16 protein-coding genes and 1 tRNA gene are annotated in these 16,480 nt (G+C 62.6%); 11 read left to right on the forward strand and 6 right to left on the reverse strand.

Annotated elements, in window-relative coordinates:
* The first annotated feature begins 152 nt into the window (after positions 1-152).
* The 3 genes from PMI38_RS13095 to PMI38_RS13105 all read left to right on the forward strand — a co-directional run bounded on the left by PMI38_RS13095 (position 153) and on the right by PMI38_RS13105 (position 4,421).
* Positions 153-229, forward strand: a tRNA-Met gene (locus PMI38_RS13095).
* A gap of 257 nt (positions 230-486) precedes the next feature.
* Positions 487-3,129 (forward strand): bifunctional lysylphosphatidylglycerol flippase/synthetase MprF, encoded by a 2,643-nt coding sequence (gene mprF, locus PMI38_RS13100; RefSeq protein ID WP_008094687.1) that lies wholly within the window; start codon positions 487-489, stop codon positions 3,127-3,129.
* Positions 3,129-4,421 carry a virulence factor family protein gene (locus PMI38_RS13105; protein ID WP_008094688.1) on the forward strand — a complete coding sequence of 431 codons (1,293 nt, stop codon included), beginning with the start codon at positions 3,129-3,131 and terminating at the stop codon, positions 4,419-4,421. The genes mprF and PMI38_RS13105 overlap by 1 nt, the downstream gene beginning before the upstream one ends.
* A gap of 159 nt (positions 4,422-4,580) precedes the next feature.
* On the opposite strand, the gene PMI38_RS13110 is transcribed toward PMI38_RS13105, so the two are convergent.
* On the reverse strand, positions 4,581-6,479 hold the full coding sequence (locus tag PMI38_RS13110; RefSeq protein WP_008094689.1) for a potassium transporter Kup: 1,899 nt from the start codon (positions 6,477-6,479) through the stop codon (positions 4,581-4,583).
* Between the two features lie 234 nt (positions 6,480-6,713).
* Between PMI38_RS13110 and rimO the strand changes: the two genes are divergently transcribed.
* From rimO to tsaA, 5 genes are all read left to right on the forward strand, one after another.
* Positions 6,714-8,045 carry a 30S ribosomal protein S12 methylthiotransferase RimO gene (gene rimO / locus PMI38_RS13115; protein ID WP_008094690.1) on the forward strand — a complete coding sequence of 444 codons (1,332 nt, stop codon included), beginning with the start codon at positions 6,714-6,716 and terminating at the stop codon, positions 8,043-8,045.
* 87 nt (positions 8,046-8,132) lie between these two features.
* Positions 8,133-8,588: a GNAT family N-acetyltransferase gene (locus tag PMI38_RS13120; protein WP_008094691.1), complete on the forward strand. Its 456-nt coding sequence runs from the start codon at positions 8,133-8,135 to the stop codon at positions 8,586-8,588.
* Between the two features lie 122 nt (positions 8,589-8,710).
* Complete coding sequence (locus PMI38_RS13125; protein WP_008094692.1) at positions 8,711-9,421, forward strand: rRNA pseudouridine synthase; 711 nt, start codon at positions 8,711-8,713, stop codon at positions 9,419-9,421.
* Between the two features lie 47 nt (positions 9,422-9,468).
* Positions 9,469-9,930, forward strand: a complete 462-nt coding sequence (locus PMI38_RS13130; RefSeq protein WP_008094694.1) for a DUF1456 family protein — start codon at positions 9,469-9,471, stop codon at positions 9,928-9,930.
* 6 nt (positions 9,931-9,936) lie between these two features.
* A complete protein-coding gene (gene tsaA / locus PMI38_RS13135; RefSeq protein ID WP_008094695.1) occupies positions 9,937-10,632 on the forward strand; it encodes a tRNA (N6-threonylcarbamoyladenosine(37)-N6)-methyltransferase TrmO in 696 nt (231 codons plus the stop codon).
* A gap of 68 nt (positions 10,633-10,700) precedes the next feature.
* On the opposite strand, the gene fpr is transcribed toward tsaA, so the two are convergent.
* Entirely contained in the window at positions 10,701-11,480 is a 780-nt protein-coding gene (gene fpr, locus PMI38_RS13140; protein WP_008094696.1) for a ferredoxin-NADP reductase, read from the reverse strand.
* A gap of 118 nt (positions 11,481-11,598) precedes the next feature.
* Here fpr and finR point away from each other — a divergent pair, with 118 nt between their 5' ends.
* Positions 11,599-12,525 (forward strand): LysR family transcriptional regulator FinR, encoded by a 927-nt coding sequence (gene finR / locus PMI38_RS13145; protein WP_008094697.1) that lies wholly within the window; start codon positions 11,599-11,601, stop codon positions 12,523-12,525.
* On the opposite strand, the gene PMI38_RS13150 is transcribed toward finR, so the two are convergent.
* The 3 genes from PMI38_RS13150 to PMI38_RS13160 form a co-directional block, all read right to left on the reverse strand.
* Complete coding sequence (locus PMI38_RS13150) at positions 12,522-12,893, reverse strand: diacylglycerol kinase (protein WP_177324910.1); 372 nt, start codon at positions 12,891-12,893, stop codon at positions 12,522-12,524. The two genes, finR and PMI38_RS13150, sit on opposite strands and share 4 nt — an antisense overlap.
* Positions 12,894-12,957: 64 nt before the next feature.
* A complete protein-coding gene (gene erdR, locus PMI38_RS13155) occupies positions 12,958-13,608 on the reverse strand; it encodes a response regulator transcription factor ErdR (RefSeq protein WP_008094699.1) in 651 nt (216 codons plus the stop codon).
* Positions 13,609-13,788: 180 nt separating this feature from the next.
* On the reverse strand, positions 13,789-14,499 hold the full coding sequence (locus PMI38_RS13160; RefSeq protein ID WP_008094700.1) for a tRNA-uridine aminocarboxypropyltransferase: 711 nt from the start codon (positions 14,497-14,499) through the stop codon (positions 13,789-13,791).
* A 223-nt stretch (positions 14,500-14,722) separates the two neighbouring features.
* Between PMI38_RS13160 and PMI38_RS13165 the strand changes: the two genes are divergently transcribed.
* A complete protein-coding gene (locus tag PMI38_RS13165; RefSeq protein WP_008094701.1) occupies positions 14,723-15,142 on the forward strand; it encodes a quorum-sensing-regulated virulence factor family protein in 420 nt (139 codons plus the stop codon).
* On the opposite strand, the gene PMI38_RS13170 is transcribed toward PMI38_RS13165, so the two are convergent.
* Complete coding sequence (locus PMI38_RS13170; RefSeq protein ID WP_008094702.1) at positions 15,143-15,346, reverse strand: hypothetical protein; 204 nt, start codon at positions 15,344-15,346, stop codon at positions 15,143-15,145. It lies immediately after the preceding gene.
* A 305-nt stretch (positions 15,347-15,651) separates the two neighbouring features.
* On the opposite strand from PMI38_RS13170, the gene PMI38_RS13175 reads away from it, so the two are divergent.
* A partial coding sequence (locus tag PMI38_RS13175) for a TIGR00730 family Rossman fold protein (RefSeq protein ID WP_008094704.1) occupies positions 15,652-16,480 on the forward strand: 829 nt, incomplete at its 3' end.

Below are 16,480 nucleotides of genomic sequence, written 5' to 3' on the forward strand. Positions count from 1 at the left end.
TCCGGCTCCCGCAACCAGATTCAAAGAAAAGGCCACTGTTTACGCAGTGGCCTTTTTCTTTGGCCTCAAGAAACCCAAACTGAAGAAATTGCCTGGTAAGCTGCGAAATAGCTTGACCACCAGGGGTGAAGCTGTAGAATGCGCCCCTCTGACGCGGGATGGAGCAGCCTGGTAGCTCGTCGGGCTCATAACCCGAAGGTCGTCGGTTCAAATCCGGCTCCCGCAACCAGATTCGTCAGAACAAACCCCGCCTGTGTAACAGCAGCGCGGGGTTTGTTGCATTTCATCGCCGCAAAAATCGTCCCTCCCCCTTTGCCGTCCGCCAACCCGCAGGTTTGAGAGCGCGTCCCCAGGATGAACTATCTTTAACCGTGCCGGACGACTGAAAGTCACGTTGCCCGGAGTAATATCTGGATACGTTTTTCATAGGGACTTCCACTTGGCCGCACCTTCCCCGTACCTCGCGCTGTGTGCCCGGGGTAATCCATGACCTCCCAGAACCCCGAACCCCAGGTGCCACTTGCCGCCGTGTTGCCCACGGCCGCGCAGCGCCTGCCTTGGCTCGAACGTTTGAGTCGCTATCGCCAGCCGATCGGCCTGGGCGTGACCCTGTTGCTGTTTGCCATGGCATTGATTGCCTGTCGCCACCTGTTGAGCGAACTGGACATCTATGCGCTGCACGACGCCATGCTCAGCGTACCGACCCAGTCACTGCTCGGCGCGTTGCTGGCGACGGTCATCGGCTTTGTGATCCTGCTCGGATACGAATGGTCGGCAAGCCGCTATGCCGGCGTGAAACTGCCTGGGCGAACCTTGCTGCTCGGTGGGTTCAGCGCGTTCGCCATCGGCAATGCCATTGGCCTGTCCATGCTCTCAGGTGGCTCGGTGCGCTATCGCCTGTATGCCCGCCAAGGCCTGGGGGCCGCTGAAGTCGCGCGCATGACGGTGTTTGCCAGCCTGTCCCTGGGTTGTGCACTACCGCCCCTTGCCGCGCTGGCGACCTTGAGCAACCTGCCGGCTGCGGCCGCAGCCTTGCGCCTGCCCTCCAGCGTTCTGGCCGGGATCGCCAGCGCGGTGCTGGCGCTGACAGCCGTACTGGTGATTGGTTTGTACCGTCGGCGCCAGGCAGAGCAGCCACTGGCAGACAACCTGCTGGTTCACGTTGGCCGGCGCACCTTGCGTCTGCCGGGTGCCCGCCTGGCCGCACTGCAGCTGCTGATTACCGCCCTGGACGTCGCGGCCGCAGCCACTGTGCTGTACCTGTTACTGCCCGAGGCGCCCCCCTTCGGCGCGTTCGTGCTGGTCTACCTGCTGGCCCTGGCCGCCGGCGTACTGAGCCATGTACCAGGCGGCGTCGGGGTGTTCGAGGCGATCCTGCTGGCGGCTTTCGCCGACCAACTGGGCGCCGCGCCACTGGCCGCCGCCTTGCTGCTGTACCGCCTGATCTACGTGGTGCTGCCCTTGCTCCTGGCGTGCGCGCTGCTACTGGCGAACGAAGCGCGTCGCCTGCTGTTCGCCCAGCAGGCGATCAAGGCCGCATCCGGGCTGGCAGCGCCGATCCTGGCCATCCTGGTGTTCCTGTCCGGGGTGGTACTGCTGTTCTCCGGCGCCACCCCGGAAATCGATACCCGCCTGGAGCACATGGGCTTTCTGGTGCCGCACCGCTTGATCGATGCCTCGCACTTCGGCGCCAGCCTGATCGGCGTGCTCTGCCTGCTGCTGGCACAAGGCCTGCGCCGTCGCCTGTCCGCAGCCTGGCTGCTGACCACCGTGCTGCTCCTGGTGGGCGCCCTGCTGTCACTGCTCAAGGGCTTCGACTGGGAAGAGGCCTGCCTGCTGACTGCCACCGCAGCGCTGCTGGCGTTGTTCCGACGCTCGTTCTACCGCCCGAGCCGTCTGCTGGAGCTGCCCTTCTCGCCGGTTTACCTGGTGGCCAGTGCCTGCGTGGTCGGCGCTTCGGTATGGTTGCTGTTATTTGCCTACCAGGATGTGCCCTACAGCCATCAGCTGTGGTGGCAATTCACCCTGGATGCCGATGCCCCGCGTGGTCTGCGGGCCGCCATGGGTAGCGCCGTGCTGCTGGTCATCGTCGCCCTGACCTGGCTTCTGCGCACAGCCCGGCCGACCATTCACCTGCCCGATGCCGATGAATTGCAGCGCGCCAACCGGATTCTGCTGGCGTCCGACCAGCCCGACGGCGGCCTGGCCCTGACCGGCGACAAGGCCCTGCTCTTCCACCCCAGCGACAACGCCTTCCTCATGTACGCCCGCCGCGGCCGCAGCCTGGTGGCACTGTACGACCCGATCGGCCCGGCCCAGGAGCGCGCCGAGATGATCTGGCAATTCCGCGACCTGTGTGACCTGCACCACGCCCGCCCGGTGTTCTACCAGGTGCGCGCGGAAAACCTGCCGTTCTACATGGACATCGGCCTTACCGCGCTCAAGCTCGGCGAGGAGGCCCGGGTCGACCTGCGCCGCTTCGACATCGAAGCCAAGGGCAAGGAGATGAAAGACCTGCGCTACACCTGGAACCGCGGTGGACGCGACGGCCTGAGCCTGGAAATCCACGAACCCGGCCAGGCCCCGCTGGCGGAGCTCAAGGAAATCTCCGACGCCTGGCTCGGCAGCAAGAACGTGCGCGAGAAAGGCTTCTCGCTGGGGCGCTTCAGCCCCGAGTACCTGCAACATTTTCGCATCGCCCTGATTCGCTTCCAGGGTCGCCCGGTGGCCTTTGCCAACCTGTTGGAAACCCACGGCAACGAACTGGCCAGCCTGGACCTGATGCGCGCGCATCCCGAGGCGCCGAAGCTGACCATGGAATTCATGATGATCGGCCTGATTCTGCACTACAAAAGCCATGACTATGGCCGTTTCAGCCTGGGCATGGTCCCGCTTTCCGGGCTGCAACCTCGGCGTGGCGCGCCCCTGACCCAGCGCCTGGGCTCGATGGTGTTCCGTCGCGGCGAACAGCTTTACAACTTCCAGGGCCTGCGGCGCTTCAAGGACAAGTTCCAGCCGGACTGGGAACCCCGTTACATGGCCGTGCCGGCCGGGCTCGACCCGCTGGTGGCACTGGCTGACACTGCCGCCCTGATCGCTGGCGGCCTGACTGGATTGGTGAAACGTTGATGATCCGACGCTATTGGCTGTACGTACTGATTCCCCTGCTCGCGGCTGCCCTGGTCGGTGCTGCGGTCTTCTGGCTGTGGGCCCGCCCCGCCCCGCAAGCGCGCCTGGAGCAACTGACCCTCAATGGCACCAGCATCACCCGCGTCACCCCCGGCGTGCATGCCAAGGCCCGGGTGGCCATCGGCGTGCCCCAGGACCAGGCACTGAGCGACAAGCAGCTGCTGGACCTGAGCCAGGCCGGCGAAGCACAGCTGGTACAAGTGATCCTGCCGCCAAGCGACTGCAGCAAGCAGCAGCAGGCCATGGACCAGGCGCTGACCCAGCTGTCCGACAAACCCACCCTGGTCGCGGGCATTGGCCCAGGTGGAGCCCAAGCCTGGCGCTGGCTGGCGGTACAGAGCGATGACAAGGCCAGGGCCATCTCGGTCGACTTCAGCGTCGAACAGCCCGGCTGCGCCAGCGCGCTGCCGAAATCAGCCGCCCATGGCCACTGGAACGTGGCCTGGAACGACAACCCGGATGACGCCAGCGCCGCCTTCGTGCGTGACCAGGCCAATGCCGAAACCAGCATCAGCGACTACGACATCCACCTGCCACAAGTGCTCAAGGCGCAGCTGACCCAGGCACTGGTAGGCCGTGACGGCAACGCCCTGGCCATTCCGGTCGTCGAAGTGCCTGCCGGGCAGACCACCGACACCGTCACCCTGTTCCTCTCGGGCGACGGCGGCTGGCGCGACCTCGACCGCGACGTGGCCGGCGAAATGGCCAAGCTCGGCTATCCGGTGGTGGGCATCGACACCCTGCGTTATTACTGGCAGCACAAGACGCCGGAGCAAAGTGCGGCCGACCTGTCGGAACTCATGCAGCATTACCGGCAGAAATGGGGCACCAAGCGCTTCGTGCTGACCGGTTATTCGTTCGGTGCCGACGTGCTGCCCGCCATCTACAATCGCCTGCCCGCTGAAGACCAGCAGCGTATCGATGCCGTGATGCTGCTGGCCTTCGCCCGCAGCGGCAGCTTCGAAATCGAGGTAGAAGGCTGGCTGGGCAAAGAAGGCCAGGAAGCGCCAACCGGGCCGGAAATGGCCAAGCTGCCTGCGTCCAAGGTGGTGTGCGTATACGGCGTGGAAGAGACCGACGAGAGTGGTTGCACCGACAAGACGGCAGTGGGTGAGCGCATGAAGCTGCCGGGTGGGCACCACTTCGACGAAAACTACCCAGCGCTGGCCAAGCGTTTGATTGGTGAGATCGAGACCCGTCAGGGAAAGTCCAGCGTCGCTGACAAGAACTGACGCTAGCGGGGGCTGCTGTGCAGCCCCAATCGCCGGCAAGCCGGCTCCCACAGGGCTTGCGTCAGCTTTTGGAAGTTGAGCAGAGATCCTCGCTGCCCTTGCAGTAACTTGTGGGAGCGGGCTTGCCGGCGATTGGGGCGCAACGCGCCCCGGCCTCACTCAGATCTCGACCTGCGTCCCCAGCTCGATCACCCGATTGAGCGGCAGGTTGAAGAAGCGCAGGTTACCGTTGGCATTCTTCAGCAGGAACGCAAACAGGTTCCCGCGCCAGCGCGACATCCCCTCAAGACGCGACGCGATCACCGTTTCTCGGCTAAGGAAGTAGGTCGTGCGCATCGGGCTGAAATCCAGCTCATCCAGATGGCACAGCTTCAGCGCCGCCGGCACGTCCGGCTCGTCCATGAAGCCAAAATGCAGCAACACGCGGAAGAACCCATCACCATAGGCCTCCACCTCGAAGCGCTCCTGGTCCGGCACCCGCGGCCGGTCTTCGCTGACCACCGTCAGCAACACCACCTGGCTGTGCAACACCTGGTTGTGCAGCATGTTGTGCAACAGCGCATGGGGCACGGCGTCTGGCCGCGCAGTCAGGAACACGGCAGTGCCTTCGACCCGGTGCGGCGGCTGCACGCGAATGCTGCCGATGAACACCGGCAGCGGCAACCCGCCTTCGTCAATGCGCTCGACCAGGATCTGCTTGCCCCGCTTCCAGGTACTCATCAGCAGGAACAATACGCCCCCCGCCAATACAGGGAAGGCGCCACCCTGAACGATCTTCGGCACGTTGGCGGCAAAGAACAGCCCGTCGACGAACAGGAATCCCAGCAAGATAGGCACCGCCAGCACCGGCGGCCACTTCCACAACAGCAGCATCACCGCAGACACCAGAATGGTGGTCATCAGCATGGTGCCGGTCACCGCCACGCCATAGGCCGCGGCCAGGGCGCCGGACGACTCGAAACCGATCACCAGCAGCACCACCCCGACCATCAGCGTCCAGTTCACCGCACCAATGTAGATCTGCCCCTGCTCGTCGCTGGAGGTGTGCTGGATCTGCATGCGCGGGATGTAACCGAGCTGGATGGCCTGCCGGGTCAGGGAGAAGGCGCCCGAGATCACCGCCTGCGAGGCAATCACCGTGGCCATCGTCGCCAGCCCCACCAGCGGCAGCAAGGCCCAGCCCGGTGCCAGCAGGTAGAACGGGTTGCGGGCGGCGTCAGGATTCTGCAGCAGGATCGCACCCTGGCCGAAATAGTTGAGCACCAACGCCGGCAGCACCAGGGCAAACCAGGCGCGGGCGATCGGCTTGCGACCGAAATGGCCCATGTCGGCGTACAGCGCCTCGGCACCGGTCAGTGCCAGCACCACGGCGCCGAGAATGGCCACGCCCATGCCTGGGTGGACCACGAAGAAGTTGACCGCCCAACCCGGGTTGAATGCCTTGAGCACTTCCGGGCTCTGGGAAATGCCATGCACCCCCAGCGCCCCCAGCACCAGGAACCAGACGACCATGATCGGACCGAACGCCTTGCCGATCTTTTCCGTGCCGTGCTTTTGCACCAGAAACAGCGCCACCAGCACCACCAGCGAGATCGGCACCACCCAATGGTCGATGCCATCGAACGCCAGGCCCATGCCCTCTACCGCCGACAGCACCGACACCGCCGGGGTGATCATGCTGTCGCCGTAGAACAGCGAGGCGCCGATCAGCCCGCAGATGACCATGAGCGTGCGCAGCCGCGGGTAGGCGGCCGTGGCCCGTCGCGCCAACGCGGTAAGGGCCATGGTGCCGCCTTCACCCTGGTTATCGGCGCGCAGGATGAACATCACGTATTTGAACGACACCACCCACAGCAGCGACCAGAGGATCAGCGACAGGATCCCCAGCACGCCATCGTGGTTGACTGGCACTCCATAGCCGCCGCCAAAGACTTCCTTGAGGGTATACAACGGGCTGGTACCGATATCGCCATAGACCACCCCAACAGCTGCCACCAGCAGGCTGATCGAGCGTGTCGCCCCCTGCCCGCCCTCGGCGTGACTGCTTGCCTGAACCATCGACCACTCCCGCGAACGGCCACAACGGCCAAAGAAATTCACTCCCACGCCAAGGCATCACAGATACCCGGACGCAACGGCGCGAAGCATAGCGCAGCGTTCGTCGCTTTTGTGCTGGTCAAGCGACCTTGCGCTCGCTAGAATTGCGCACTTTTTGATCAGAGGCGCCCACAGCGCCCGCCAGGATCGCCCTGCCACCGGCCGGGCGATCTGCATTCAATACCGAGGTTAGTCATGTCCACCACTCCCGCCACCCCTAAGGTCGGATTCGTCAGCCTGGGCTGCCCTAAGGCTTTGGTCGATTCCGAGCGCATCCTTACCCAGTTGCGCATGGAAGGCTATGAAGTCGTGCCCACCTACGAAGACGCCGACGTGGTGGTGGTCAACACCTGCGGCTTCATCGACAGCGCCAAGGCCGAATCGCTGGAAGTGATCGGCGAAGCGATCAAGGAAAACGGCAAGGTCATCGTCACCGGCTGCATGGGCGTCGAGGAAGGCAACATCCGCGACGTGCACCCGAGCGTGCTGTCGGTCAGCGGCCCGCAGCAGTACGAGCAGGTGGTCAACGCCGTGCACGAAGTCGTGCCGCCACGCCAGGACCACAACCCGCTGATCGACCTGGTGCCGCCGCAGGGCGTCAAGTTGACCCCGCGCCACTACGCCTACCTGAAGATTTCCGAAGGCTGCAACCACAGCTGCAGCTTCTGCATCATCCCGTCGATGCGCGGCAAGCTGGTCAGCCGCCCGGTCGGCGAAGTGCTGAGCGAGGCCGAGCGCCTGGTCAAGGCGGGGGTCAAGGAAATCCTGGTCATTTCCCAGGACACCAGCGCCTACGGCGTCGACGTCAAGTACAAGACCGACTTCTGGAACGGTCGCCCGGTCAAGACCCGCATGCTGGAGCTGTGCGAAGCACTGAGCAGCCTGGGTGCCTGGGTGCGCCTGCACTACGTGTACCCGTACCCGAACGTCGACGATGTGATCCCGCTGATGGCCGCTGGCAAGATCCTGCCGTACCTGGACATCCCGTTCCAGCACGCCAGCCCCAAGGTGCTCAAGTCGATGAAGCGCCCGGCCTTCGAAGACCGCACCCTGGCGCGCATCAAGAACTGGCGCGAGCAGTGCCCTGAGCTGGTCATCCGCTCGACCTTCATCGTCGGTTTCCCGGGCGAGACCGAAGAAGACTTCCAGTACCTGCTGGACTGGCTGACCGAAGCACAGCTCGACCGCGTCGGCTGCTTCCAGTACTCGCCTGTCGAAGGTGCGCCCGCCAACGACCTGGGCCTGGACGAAGTGCCGGACGACGTCAAGCAGGAACGCTGGGACCGCTTCATGGCCCATCAGCAGGCGATCAGCGCCGCACGCCTGCAACTGCGCATCGGCAAGGAAATCGAAGTGCTGATCGACGAAGTCGAGGAGCAGGGCTCGGTTGGCCGCAGCTTCTTTGATGCCCCGGAAATCGACGGCAGCGTGTTCATCGATGGCGACCATGGCTTCAAGCCGGGCGACAAGGTACGTTGCCGGGTGGTCGATGCCGACGAATACGACATGTGGGCCGAGCCTGTCTGAGCCGTGCACATGTGACCAAGCCCCGCCCACTGGCGGGGCTTTTTTTTGCATCTATGGTTTCCTCAAAGGTCACAGAGGATCACCGGCATGCATTCGGCACTGACGCTGCAAACACCCCACCTGCATGACTACCCGGAGCTGGTCCAGGTCTGGGAGGATTCGGTACGCGCGACCCACGACTTCCTGCCCGATGCCTACATACTGCTGTTGCGCGAGCATGTACTGCGCAGATACCTCGACGCCGTGATGCTCATCTGCTGCAAGGATCACCGCCGCATCTGTGGCTTCGCCGGTGTCGCCAACGGCCGCGTCGACATGCTGTTCGTCGCCCCGGCCTATCGTGGCCGAGGCGTCGGCAAGCGCTTGCTGCGCTATGCCATCGCCGAACTCAACGCCGAAACCCTGGACGTCAACGAACAGAACCCACAAGCCTTGGGCTTCTATCTGCACGAGGGCTTCGAAGTGATTGGCCGCTCGGACACCGACGGCTTGGGGCAACCCTATCCCTTACTGCACATGCAGCTAATTCGTACAGCACCCTAGGACAATGTCGCAGGAAGCCGTGCAATGCGTCCTAAAATGGCGCATTTGACACAGATTCCCATCATCAAGCGGCCATGGGCAGGTACAATGTAGGTCTTTTCCTGCCTTGCGAACCGCCCCCCATGTCCGAACCCATCCGCCTGTCCAAACGCCTCATCGAGCAGCTCGGCTGCTCCCGCCGAGAGGCCGAGCTGTATATCGAGGGGGGCTGGGTCACGGTCGATGGCATCGTGGTCGAGCAACCGCAGTTCAAGGTGGAAAACCAGCGCGTCGAGCTGTTGCCGGGCGCCAAGGCCGAAGCCCTTGAACCTGTGACCCTGCTGCTCAACCAGCAGGCAGGTGTCGACATCGAAACAGCCCGCGCCGGCATCAACCTGGGGAGCCTCAGCGAAGCCCATGGCGAAGGCGTGCGGCCACTCCATGGGCACTTTGCCAAGCTATCCTGTATCGCACCGCTGGAACGCGGTGCCAGCGGCCTGCAGGTCTTCACCCAGGACTGGCGGGTAACCCGCAAGATCGAAGCCGACCTGCGCAAGCTGGAGCAGGAATACATCATCGAAGTGCGTGGCGAAACCACGCCTCAGGCACTGGAGCGCCTGGCCCGCGGGGCAACGCGCAATGACCGGGAACTGCCCAGGGCCAAGGCCAGCTGGCAGAACGAGACCCACCTGCGCCTGGCCCTGAAGAACCCGCAACCAGGGCAAATTTCCGAACTGTGCGCCTACCTGCGCCTGGAAGTGCGGGGCATGCGCCGCATCCGCCTGGGCGGCGTGTCCATGGGCAAGCTGCCCTTGGGGCAATGGCGCTACCTGGCCAGCACCGAACGTTTCTAAGCGATACGCCGCGCCAAGGCGCGGCATCTGAACAGGATTTTGCAGCAATGAACCACAATGATGTACTGCGCAGCTTGCGCTACATGCTCAAGGTGAACGACGCCAAGATGGCCGAAATCATCGCGCTGTCCGGCGTCGAGGTAAACCCGGTGGTGCTCGCCACCTACCTGAAGAAAGAAGACGAGGCAGGGTTTGTACGCTGCCCCGAGCGAATCATGGCGCACTTCCTCGACGGTTTGGTAATCCACCGCCGCGGCAAGGACGACAGCCGCCCTCCTCAACCGGTCGAGTTGCCGGTGACCAACAACACCATCCTGAAGAAGCTGCGGGTAGCCTTCGAACTGAAGGAAGAGGACCTGCACGTGATCCTCAAGTCGGTCAATTTCCCGGTGTCCAAGCCTGAACTCAGCGCACTGTTCCGCAAGGTCGGCCATGACAACTACCGGCCTTGCGGCGACCAGTTGCTGCGCAACTTCCTCAAGGGCCTGACCCTGCGCGTGCGCGGCTAAGTGGCCATGCAGCATACGGTCACGCCGGTCGGCATCGTGCGCTCCTGCTTCAAGGAAAAGTTCGCCATCCCACGCCAGCCACAGCTGGCACCGGCGGCGCGCGGCGTACTGGAGCTGCTGCCGCCATTCGACCAGGGTGATGCGGTGGAGGGCCTCGAGCAGATCAGCCATGTCTGGCTGCTGTTTCTGTTCCATCAGGCCCTGGAAGACAAGCCACGCCTGAAAGTGCGCCCGCCGCGCCTGGGCGGCAACAAGAGCATGGGGGTGTTCGCAACCCGTGCGACACACCGGCCGAACGGCATCGGCCAGTCGGTGGTGCGGTTGGAAGGTGTGGAACCAGGTCGGCTGCTGCTGTCCGGGATCGACCTGCTCGACGGCACACCGGTGATCGATATCAAGCCCTATGTGCCCTATGCCGACAGCATCTCCGGAGCCAGCAACCTGATGGCCAGCGCCGCGCCGCAGGCGATTGCCGTGCAATGGAGCGACGGCGCCTTGCCCCAGGCCAAGGCCCACGCACTGCGCCTGGGTGAACCTCTCGTGGAGCTGATCGAGCAGTGCCTGGCCCAGGACCCTCGGCCGGCCTACCAGGTGCCGGCACCAGAGCGCGTGTACGGGGTGAAGTTCTGGGATGTGCAGGTCAGGTGGCAGTATCCGCAGGCCGACGTCATTCGGGTGCTGGAAGTGGTGCGCGAAACCTGAAGTCCATAAGCTTTGGGCCATAAAAAAACGCAGGCCGAGGCCTGCGTTTTTTTATGGCTGCGTTCGCCTTACTTCTCGACGAAAGCTCGCTCGATCAGGTAGTCACCTGGCTCGCGCATACGGGCGGAAATCTTCAGGCCGAAGCTGTCGAGCACTTCACTGGTCTCGTCGAGCATGCTCGGGCTACCGCAGATCATCGCGCGGTCGTCCTGCGGGTTGATCGGCGGCAGGCCGATGTCGCTGAACAGCTTGCCGCTGCGCATCAGGTCGGTCAGACGGCCCTGGTTTTCGAACGGCTCGCGGGTCACGGTCGGGTAATAGATCAGCTTGTCACGTACCGCCTCACCGAAGAACTCGTTCTGCGGCAGGTGCTCGGTAATGAACTCGCGGTAGGCCACTTCGTTCACGTAACGCACGCCGTGCACCAGGATCACCTTCTCGAAACGCTCGTAGGTTTCCGGGTCCTGGATGACGCTCATGAACGGCGCCAGGCCAGTGCCGGTGCTCAGCAGGTAGAGGTGCTTGCCCGGGTTCAGGTCATCGAGCACCAGGGTACCGGTAGGCTTCTTGCTGATGATGATCTCGTCGCCTTCCTTCAGGTGCTGCAGCTGGGAGGTCAGCGGACCGTCCGGCACCTTGATGCTGAAGAATTCCAGGTGCTCTTCCCAGTTTGGCGACGCGATGGAATAGGCGCGCATGAGCGGACGGCCATTGTCCTGTTGCAGGCCGATCATCACGAACTGACCGTTCTCGAAGCGCAGGCCCGGATCGCGGGTGCACTTGAAGCTGAACAGGGTGTCGTTCCAGTGATGCACACTGAGGACACGTTCGTGGTTCATGTTGCTCATCTATGGGGCTCCTGAAGAAAAACGCAGCGCGCAAAACGCACAGTTGCGCGATAGTTTAGGGGCAGCGACAATATCTGTTAACTGAATTATCAAGATATGTGTTATCGGTTATATAGATATGCGATTTACACTTCGTCAGCTTCAAGTCTTCGTTGCCGTGGCCCAGCACCAAAGCGTCTCGCGGGCCGCCAGCGTGCTGGCGTTGTCGCAATCGGCCGCCAGTACGTCGATCACCGAACTCGAGCGGCAATCGAGCTGCCAACTGTTCGACCGCGCGGGCAAGCGCCTGGCCCTCAACGCCCTTGGCCATCAGTTGTTGCCCCAGGCGGTCGCGCTGCTGGACCAGGCCAAGGAAATTGAAGACTTGCTCAACGGCAAGTCGGGGTTCGGCTCGCTGGCGGTGGGCGCCACGCTGACCATTGGCAACTACCTGGCCACCCTGTTGATTGGCAGCTTCATGCAGGTGCACCCGGAAAGCCAGGTGAAGCTGCACGTGCACAACACAGCACATATCGTGCACCAGGTGGCGCAGTACGAAATTGATCTGGGTCTAATCGAAGGTGACTGCAACCACCCGGACCTGGAAGTGCAGCCTTGGGTCGAAGACGAGCTGGTGGTGTTCTGTGCACCGCAACATCCGCTCGCCAAGCTGGGTCGAGCGGATGTCGAAAGCCTGTCTCATGAAGACTGGATCTTGCGCGAGCAAGGTTCCGGCACGCGCCTGACCTTCGATCAGGCCATGCGCCATCATCGCGCCAACCTGAATATCCGCCTGGAGCTGGAACACACCGAGGCGATCAAGCGCGCCGTGGAGTCGGGGCTGGGCATCAGCTGCATCTCGCGCATGGCTCTGCGCGATGCTTTCCGTCGAGGCAGCCTGGTGCCGGTGGAGACGCCGGAGCTGGACCTGATGCGGCAGTTCTATTTCATCTGGCACAAGCAGAAATACCAGACCACGGCGATGCGCGAGTTTCTCGAGCTGTGCCGCAACTTCACTGCGGGCTTTACCCGCAGTGATGAAATCGTCTTGCCGCCGATCGCTTAAAGCAGGATCACGCCCCAGACCAGCGCAACCATGGTCAGCGCCACCAGCTGCGCGGCGCTGCCCATGTCCTTGGCATTCTTCGACAACGGGTGGCGCTCCAGGGAGATGCGGTCAATGGCCGCCTCTACTGCAGAGTTGAACAGCTCGACGATCAAGCCGAGCAGGCACACCGCGATCATGATCGCCCGCTCGGCACGGCTGACCGGCAGCCAGAAGGCAATCGGAATCAGCAGGACGTTGAGCAGCACCAGTTGGCGAAATGCGGCTTCACCCTTGAAGGCGGCGCGCAAACCGTCCAGCGAGTAGCCGGCGGCGTTGAAGATGCGTTTGAGGCCGGTTTGGCCCTTGAATGGCGACATGGGTGTCATTTCACAGATAAAAGGCCAGCAGAGTAGTCTGGCGCGGGTCAAAAAAGCGTGAAGACGCAGGCTGTCAGTTGCTTGCAACCGATTCAAGTTGTTGCAGCAACAACGCCGCCTGAGTCCGGGTGCGCACGCCGAGCTTGCGGAAGATCGCCGTTACGTGCGCCTTGATGGTCGCTTCCGAGACACTCAGCTCATACGCGATCTGTTTGTTCAACAAGCCCTCGCAGACCATGGTCAGCACACGGAACTGCTGTGGCGTGAGGCTGGCAAGGCCTTCGCTGGCGGCCTTGGCCTCGGCCGACACATCGACTTTCTCGAAGGCCTGCGGTGGCCACCAGACGTCACCGTCGAGCACTTTGCGTACGGCGTCCTGAATGACTTCGAGGCCACTGGACTTTGGAATGAAACCACTGGCACCGAATTCACGCGACTTGACCACCACCGCAGCTTCTTCCTGGGCCGAAACCATTACCACAGGGATCTGCGGATACTGGCCACGCAACAGGACCAGCCCGGAGAAGCCATAGGCACCCGGCATGTTCAGGTCCAGCAGCACCAGGTCCCAATCGGATTTTTCGCTCAGGCGGGTTTCCAGCTCGGCAATGCTCGCCACCTCAACCAGACGCACATCCGCGCCCAGGCCGAGGGTAACAGCCTGGCGCAGAGCGCTACGAAACAGCGGGTGGTCATCGGCAATCAGGATTTCGTAAGTGGCCATCGATCTATGGATCCTGTTCTGTGCCAGGCGCATGCGGGGGAGTAATAGCGCCTGGCGGGGAATCGGCGCCAAGGATGCCGAGCACGGCTGGGGGTGGTCAAGCCAATCGCCCTGCCGCCTCGCCCACCCTGGCTGCCAGCTCGGTCATTATGAACCAAAGCGCAGCGGCTGCCCCTTGGACTATAGGAAGGTATGCAAACGCTGGTGGGTGTCATCCTGATCATCCAGGGGCAGGCGGCGCTTGCCACTGAGGTAATGCAGGCTGAACACGTCCAGGTAGGCATCCAGGGCTTGAGAGGCCTGGCTGTCACCCGCCAGATCCAGGCACATGGCAGCCACTTCCGCCGTGCAGAAATGGTCGTCGCGCTTGGACCGGCGCAGGCGATAGCGCGACATCTGCTCGGCCTGCAGGCTCAGCACCGGAAAACGATCCAGGTACGGGCTTTTGCGGAACATCTTGCGTGCTTCGGTCCAGGTTGCATCGAGCAGGATGAACAACGGGCGCTTGCCCGGCTGACGTTGCACCTCGTTCACCACACGCTCCTGGGCCACGAACTCGCCGGGGAAGACGATGTAGGGCTGCCATTGAGGATCATCGAGCAGCGCCAGCAAACGTTCGTCCACCGAGGTGCGCAACCAGCCAAAGGCAGAGGTATCTTCGATCAGGTCGGCAATCAGCCAGCCGGTATTGGTCGGTTTCAGAGGCTCGGTGTCATGCATCAGCAAGCAGACACCCGAGTCGGCCTGCACCCGAGGCTTCCAGGCACACAGGCAATGGGTCGCGATGACCCGGCAACCCGTGCACCGCTCGGCACGTGAACCGCGTGCGATGAACGGTTTGTTACTGCGCGCCAGGCGTTCGGCGCGCAGGCGCGCTACCGCATGGCTCATTCTGGCAAGCCTCTGCGAAAAATCTGACTGAACACTGCGAAAACTCGGATTGAACAAAGCGCCAGTCTACCAGAGCGGGCGTCATTTGCCGTGCAGCAGGACGGATTGGTCCCTTATAATCCCAAGCTTTGGCGGCCGGATTTTGCCTGTAAAGCTGCGCTTCTCATGGAACGTCGGCTCTCAGCGCATGTCAAAGCGCCAGTCATCGAACCAGGAGAGATTCATGCTGCGTCTTATCGTCCCGACCCTGAGCCTGTTGCTCGCACTGCCCCTCGCCGCCCAGGCAGCTTCCAAGCAGGAGTTCGAGTTGAACAAGGTGCTGCAGAAAGTCGCCCAGGAGAGCAGCGTCGGCACCCCGCGCGCCATCAATGAAGACATTCTCGACCAGGGCTACACCGTTGAAGGCAAGGCGTTGGTCAACCACCTGAGCGTGCGTGCCGAGCATGCTGCGCGCATGCAGGAAAACCCCGCCCAGGTTCGCAGCCAACTGGGTGACAGCGTATGCCGCAACAGTGGTTTTCGTAATCTGATGTCCAAAGGCGCCGTGATGGTCTACCGCTTCACCGTCTATAAAACCAATCAGCCGGTCATGGACCAGGCCTTCGATGCTGCCAGCTGCACCGCCGGCAACAAGAAGAAGTGATCAAGTAACCTGCACACCTTCGGCGCGCTGCGGTTCTTCGTCGGCGCGCATCTCCGCCAGCAGCGCCTGCAGGTAGCGTGACTGGCACTCCAGCGTAGCCAACCTTCGGCGACACTCCTCCTCCAGGCTCACATGATGATCCTGCGCGGCATTTTCCAGCTGCTCATAGAGCTCGCGGTCCACCTCGATGACCAAGCGATGCATATGGTCACCCTCCTGCCTTCTAGACGTTTCGCTTCTCCAGTTAACCAAACCCTCGACGCCGATGGTCAAGCCCCGACGAGCGGCCCCCTCGCGATCCTCCCTGCACGATCTGACACGAAGGTCTAGATTGATAGCGAAGACCGAAAAAACAACAAGATGGACCCAAACCCTGCATCACGGCCTGAAGGCCAACTGCAATGCTCGGGATGCATACTCGAGCCAGAGCAGCCAGCGACACACGCAGTGTCGCGGCCGAGCCATGCCATCGGTTCGGTCAGAGGTTTTGCTGCAGAAGGAGACGTTGAATGCCTTACCAATCGAGTGAACATCTGTTCAATCACTTCAGGGACAGCGGCATCGACCTGAGCAAGATCGACGAACAACTGCAATTGGTCGCGCCTGACAGCCCCAACCTGCCGCTGTACCGCGACATGATGCTGACCGTCTTGCGCATGGCCCACGATGACAGCGACCGCTGGAGTGCCAAGATCACCCTGCAGGCGCTTCGCGAACTGGACCATTCCTTCCGCACCTTGCAGCGCTACAAAGGGCGACGCAAGGTCACCGTCTTTGGCTCGGCGCGCACCCCGCTGGAACACCCGATGTATGCGCTGGCACGCGAACTGGGGGCTACCCTGGCCCGGTCCGACCTCATGGTCATCACCGGTGCCGGCGGCGGCATCATGGCGGCAGCCCACGAAGGCGCTGGCAGCGATCACAGCCTCGGTTTCAACATCACCCTGCCTTTCGAACAGCATGCCAACCCGACGGTCGACGGCACCGACAAGCTGCTGCCCTTCCACTTCTTTTTCATCCGCAAGCTGTTCTTCGTCAAGGAGGCCGATGCGCTGGTGCTTTGCCCAGGTGGTTTCGGCACCCTCGATGAAGCGCTGGAAGTCCTGACGCTGATTCAAACCGGCAAGAGTCCGCTGGTCCCCGTGGTGTTGCTGGACTCACCAGGAGGCACGTTCTGGCGCGATTGCCTGGACTTCATCAGCCGTCAACTACAGGAAAACCGCTACATCTTGCCCAGCGACCTGAAACTGGTGCGCCTGGTGCACAACGCCGACGAAGCGGTGGAAGAGATCAACCAGTTCTACAGCAATTATCACTCCAGCCGCTGGCTGAAGAATC

Origin of the sequence: Pseudomonas sp. GM84 (assembly GCF_000282535.1) — a bacterium.
Lineage (GTDB): Bacteria > Pseudomonadota > Gammaproteobacteria > Pseudomonadales > Pseudomonadaceae > Aquipseudomonas.

Excerpts from the sequence above, each read along its gene's own strand:
- mprF (WP_008094687.1), top strand. The coding sequence starts at position 487 with ATGACCTCCCAGAACCCCGAACCCCAGGTGCCACTTGCCGCCGTGTTG.
- PMI38_RS13105 (WP_008094688.1), top strand. The coding sequence starts at position 3,129 with ATGATCCGACGCTATTGGCTGTACGTACTGATTCCCCTGCTCGCGGCT.
- PMI38_RS13110 (WP_008094689.1), bottom strand. The coding sequence starts at position 6,479 with ATGGTTCAGGCAAGCAGTCACGCCGAGGGCGGGCAGGGGGCGACACGC.
- rimO (WP_008094690.1), top strand. The coding sequence starts at position 6,714 with ATGTCCACCACTCCCGCCACCCCTAAGGTCGGATTCGTCAGCCTGGGC.
- PMI38_RS13120 (WP_008094691.1), top strand. The coding sequence starts at position 8,133 with ATGCATTCGGCACTGACGCTGCAAACACCCCACCTGCATGACTACCCG.
- PMI38_RS13125 (WP_008094692.1), top strand. The coding sequence starts at position 8,711 with ATGTCCGAACCCATCCGCCTGTCCAAACGCCTCATCGAGCAGCTCGGC.
- PMI38_RS13130 (WP_008094694.1), top strand. The coding sequence starts at position 9,469 with ATGAACCACAATGATGTACTGCGCAGCTTGCGCTACATGCTCAAGGTG.
- tsaA (WP_008094695.1), top strand. The coding sequence starts at position 9,937 with ATGCAGCATACGGTCACGCCGGTCGGCATCGTGCGCTCCTGCTTCAAG.
- fpr (WP_008094696.1), bottom strand. The coding sequence starts at position 11,480 with ATGAGCAACATGAACCACGAACGTGTCCTCAGTGTGCATCACTGGAAC.
- finR (WP_008094697.1), top strand. The coding sequence starts at position 11,599 with ATGCGATTTACACTTCGTCAGCTTCAAGTCTTCGTTGCCGTGGCCCAG.
- PMI38_RS13150 (WP_177324910.1), bottom strand. The coding sequence starts at position 12,893 with ATGACACCCATGTCGCCATTCAAGGGCCAAACCGGCCTCAAACGCATC.
- erdR (WP_008094699.1), bottom strand. The coding sequence starts at position 13,608 with ATGGCCACTTACGAAATCCTGATTGCCGATGACCACCCGCTGTTTCGT.
- PMI38_RS13160 (WP_008094700.1), bottom strand. The coding sequence starts at position 14,499 with ATGAGCCATGCGGTAGCGCGCCTGCGCGCCGAACGCCTGGCGCGCAGT.
- PMI38_RS13165 (WP_008094701.1), top strand. The coding sequence starts at position 14,723 with ATGCTGCGTCTTATCGTCCCGACCCTGAGCCTGTTGCTCGCACTGCCC.
- PMI38_RS13170 (WP_008094702.1), bottom strand. The coding sequence starts at position 15,346 with ATGCATCGCTTGGTCATCGAGGTGGACCGCGAGCTCTATGAGCAGCTG.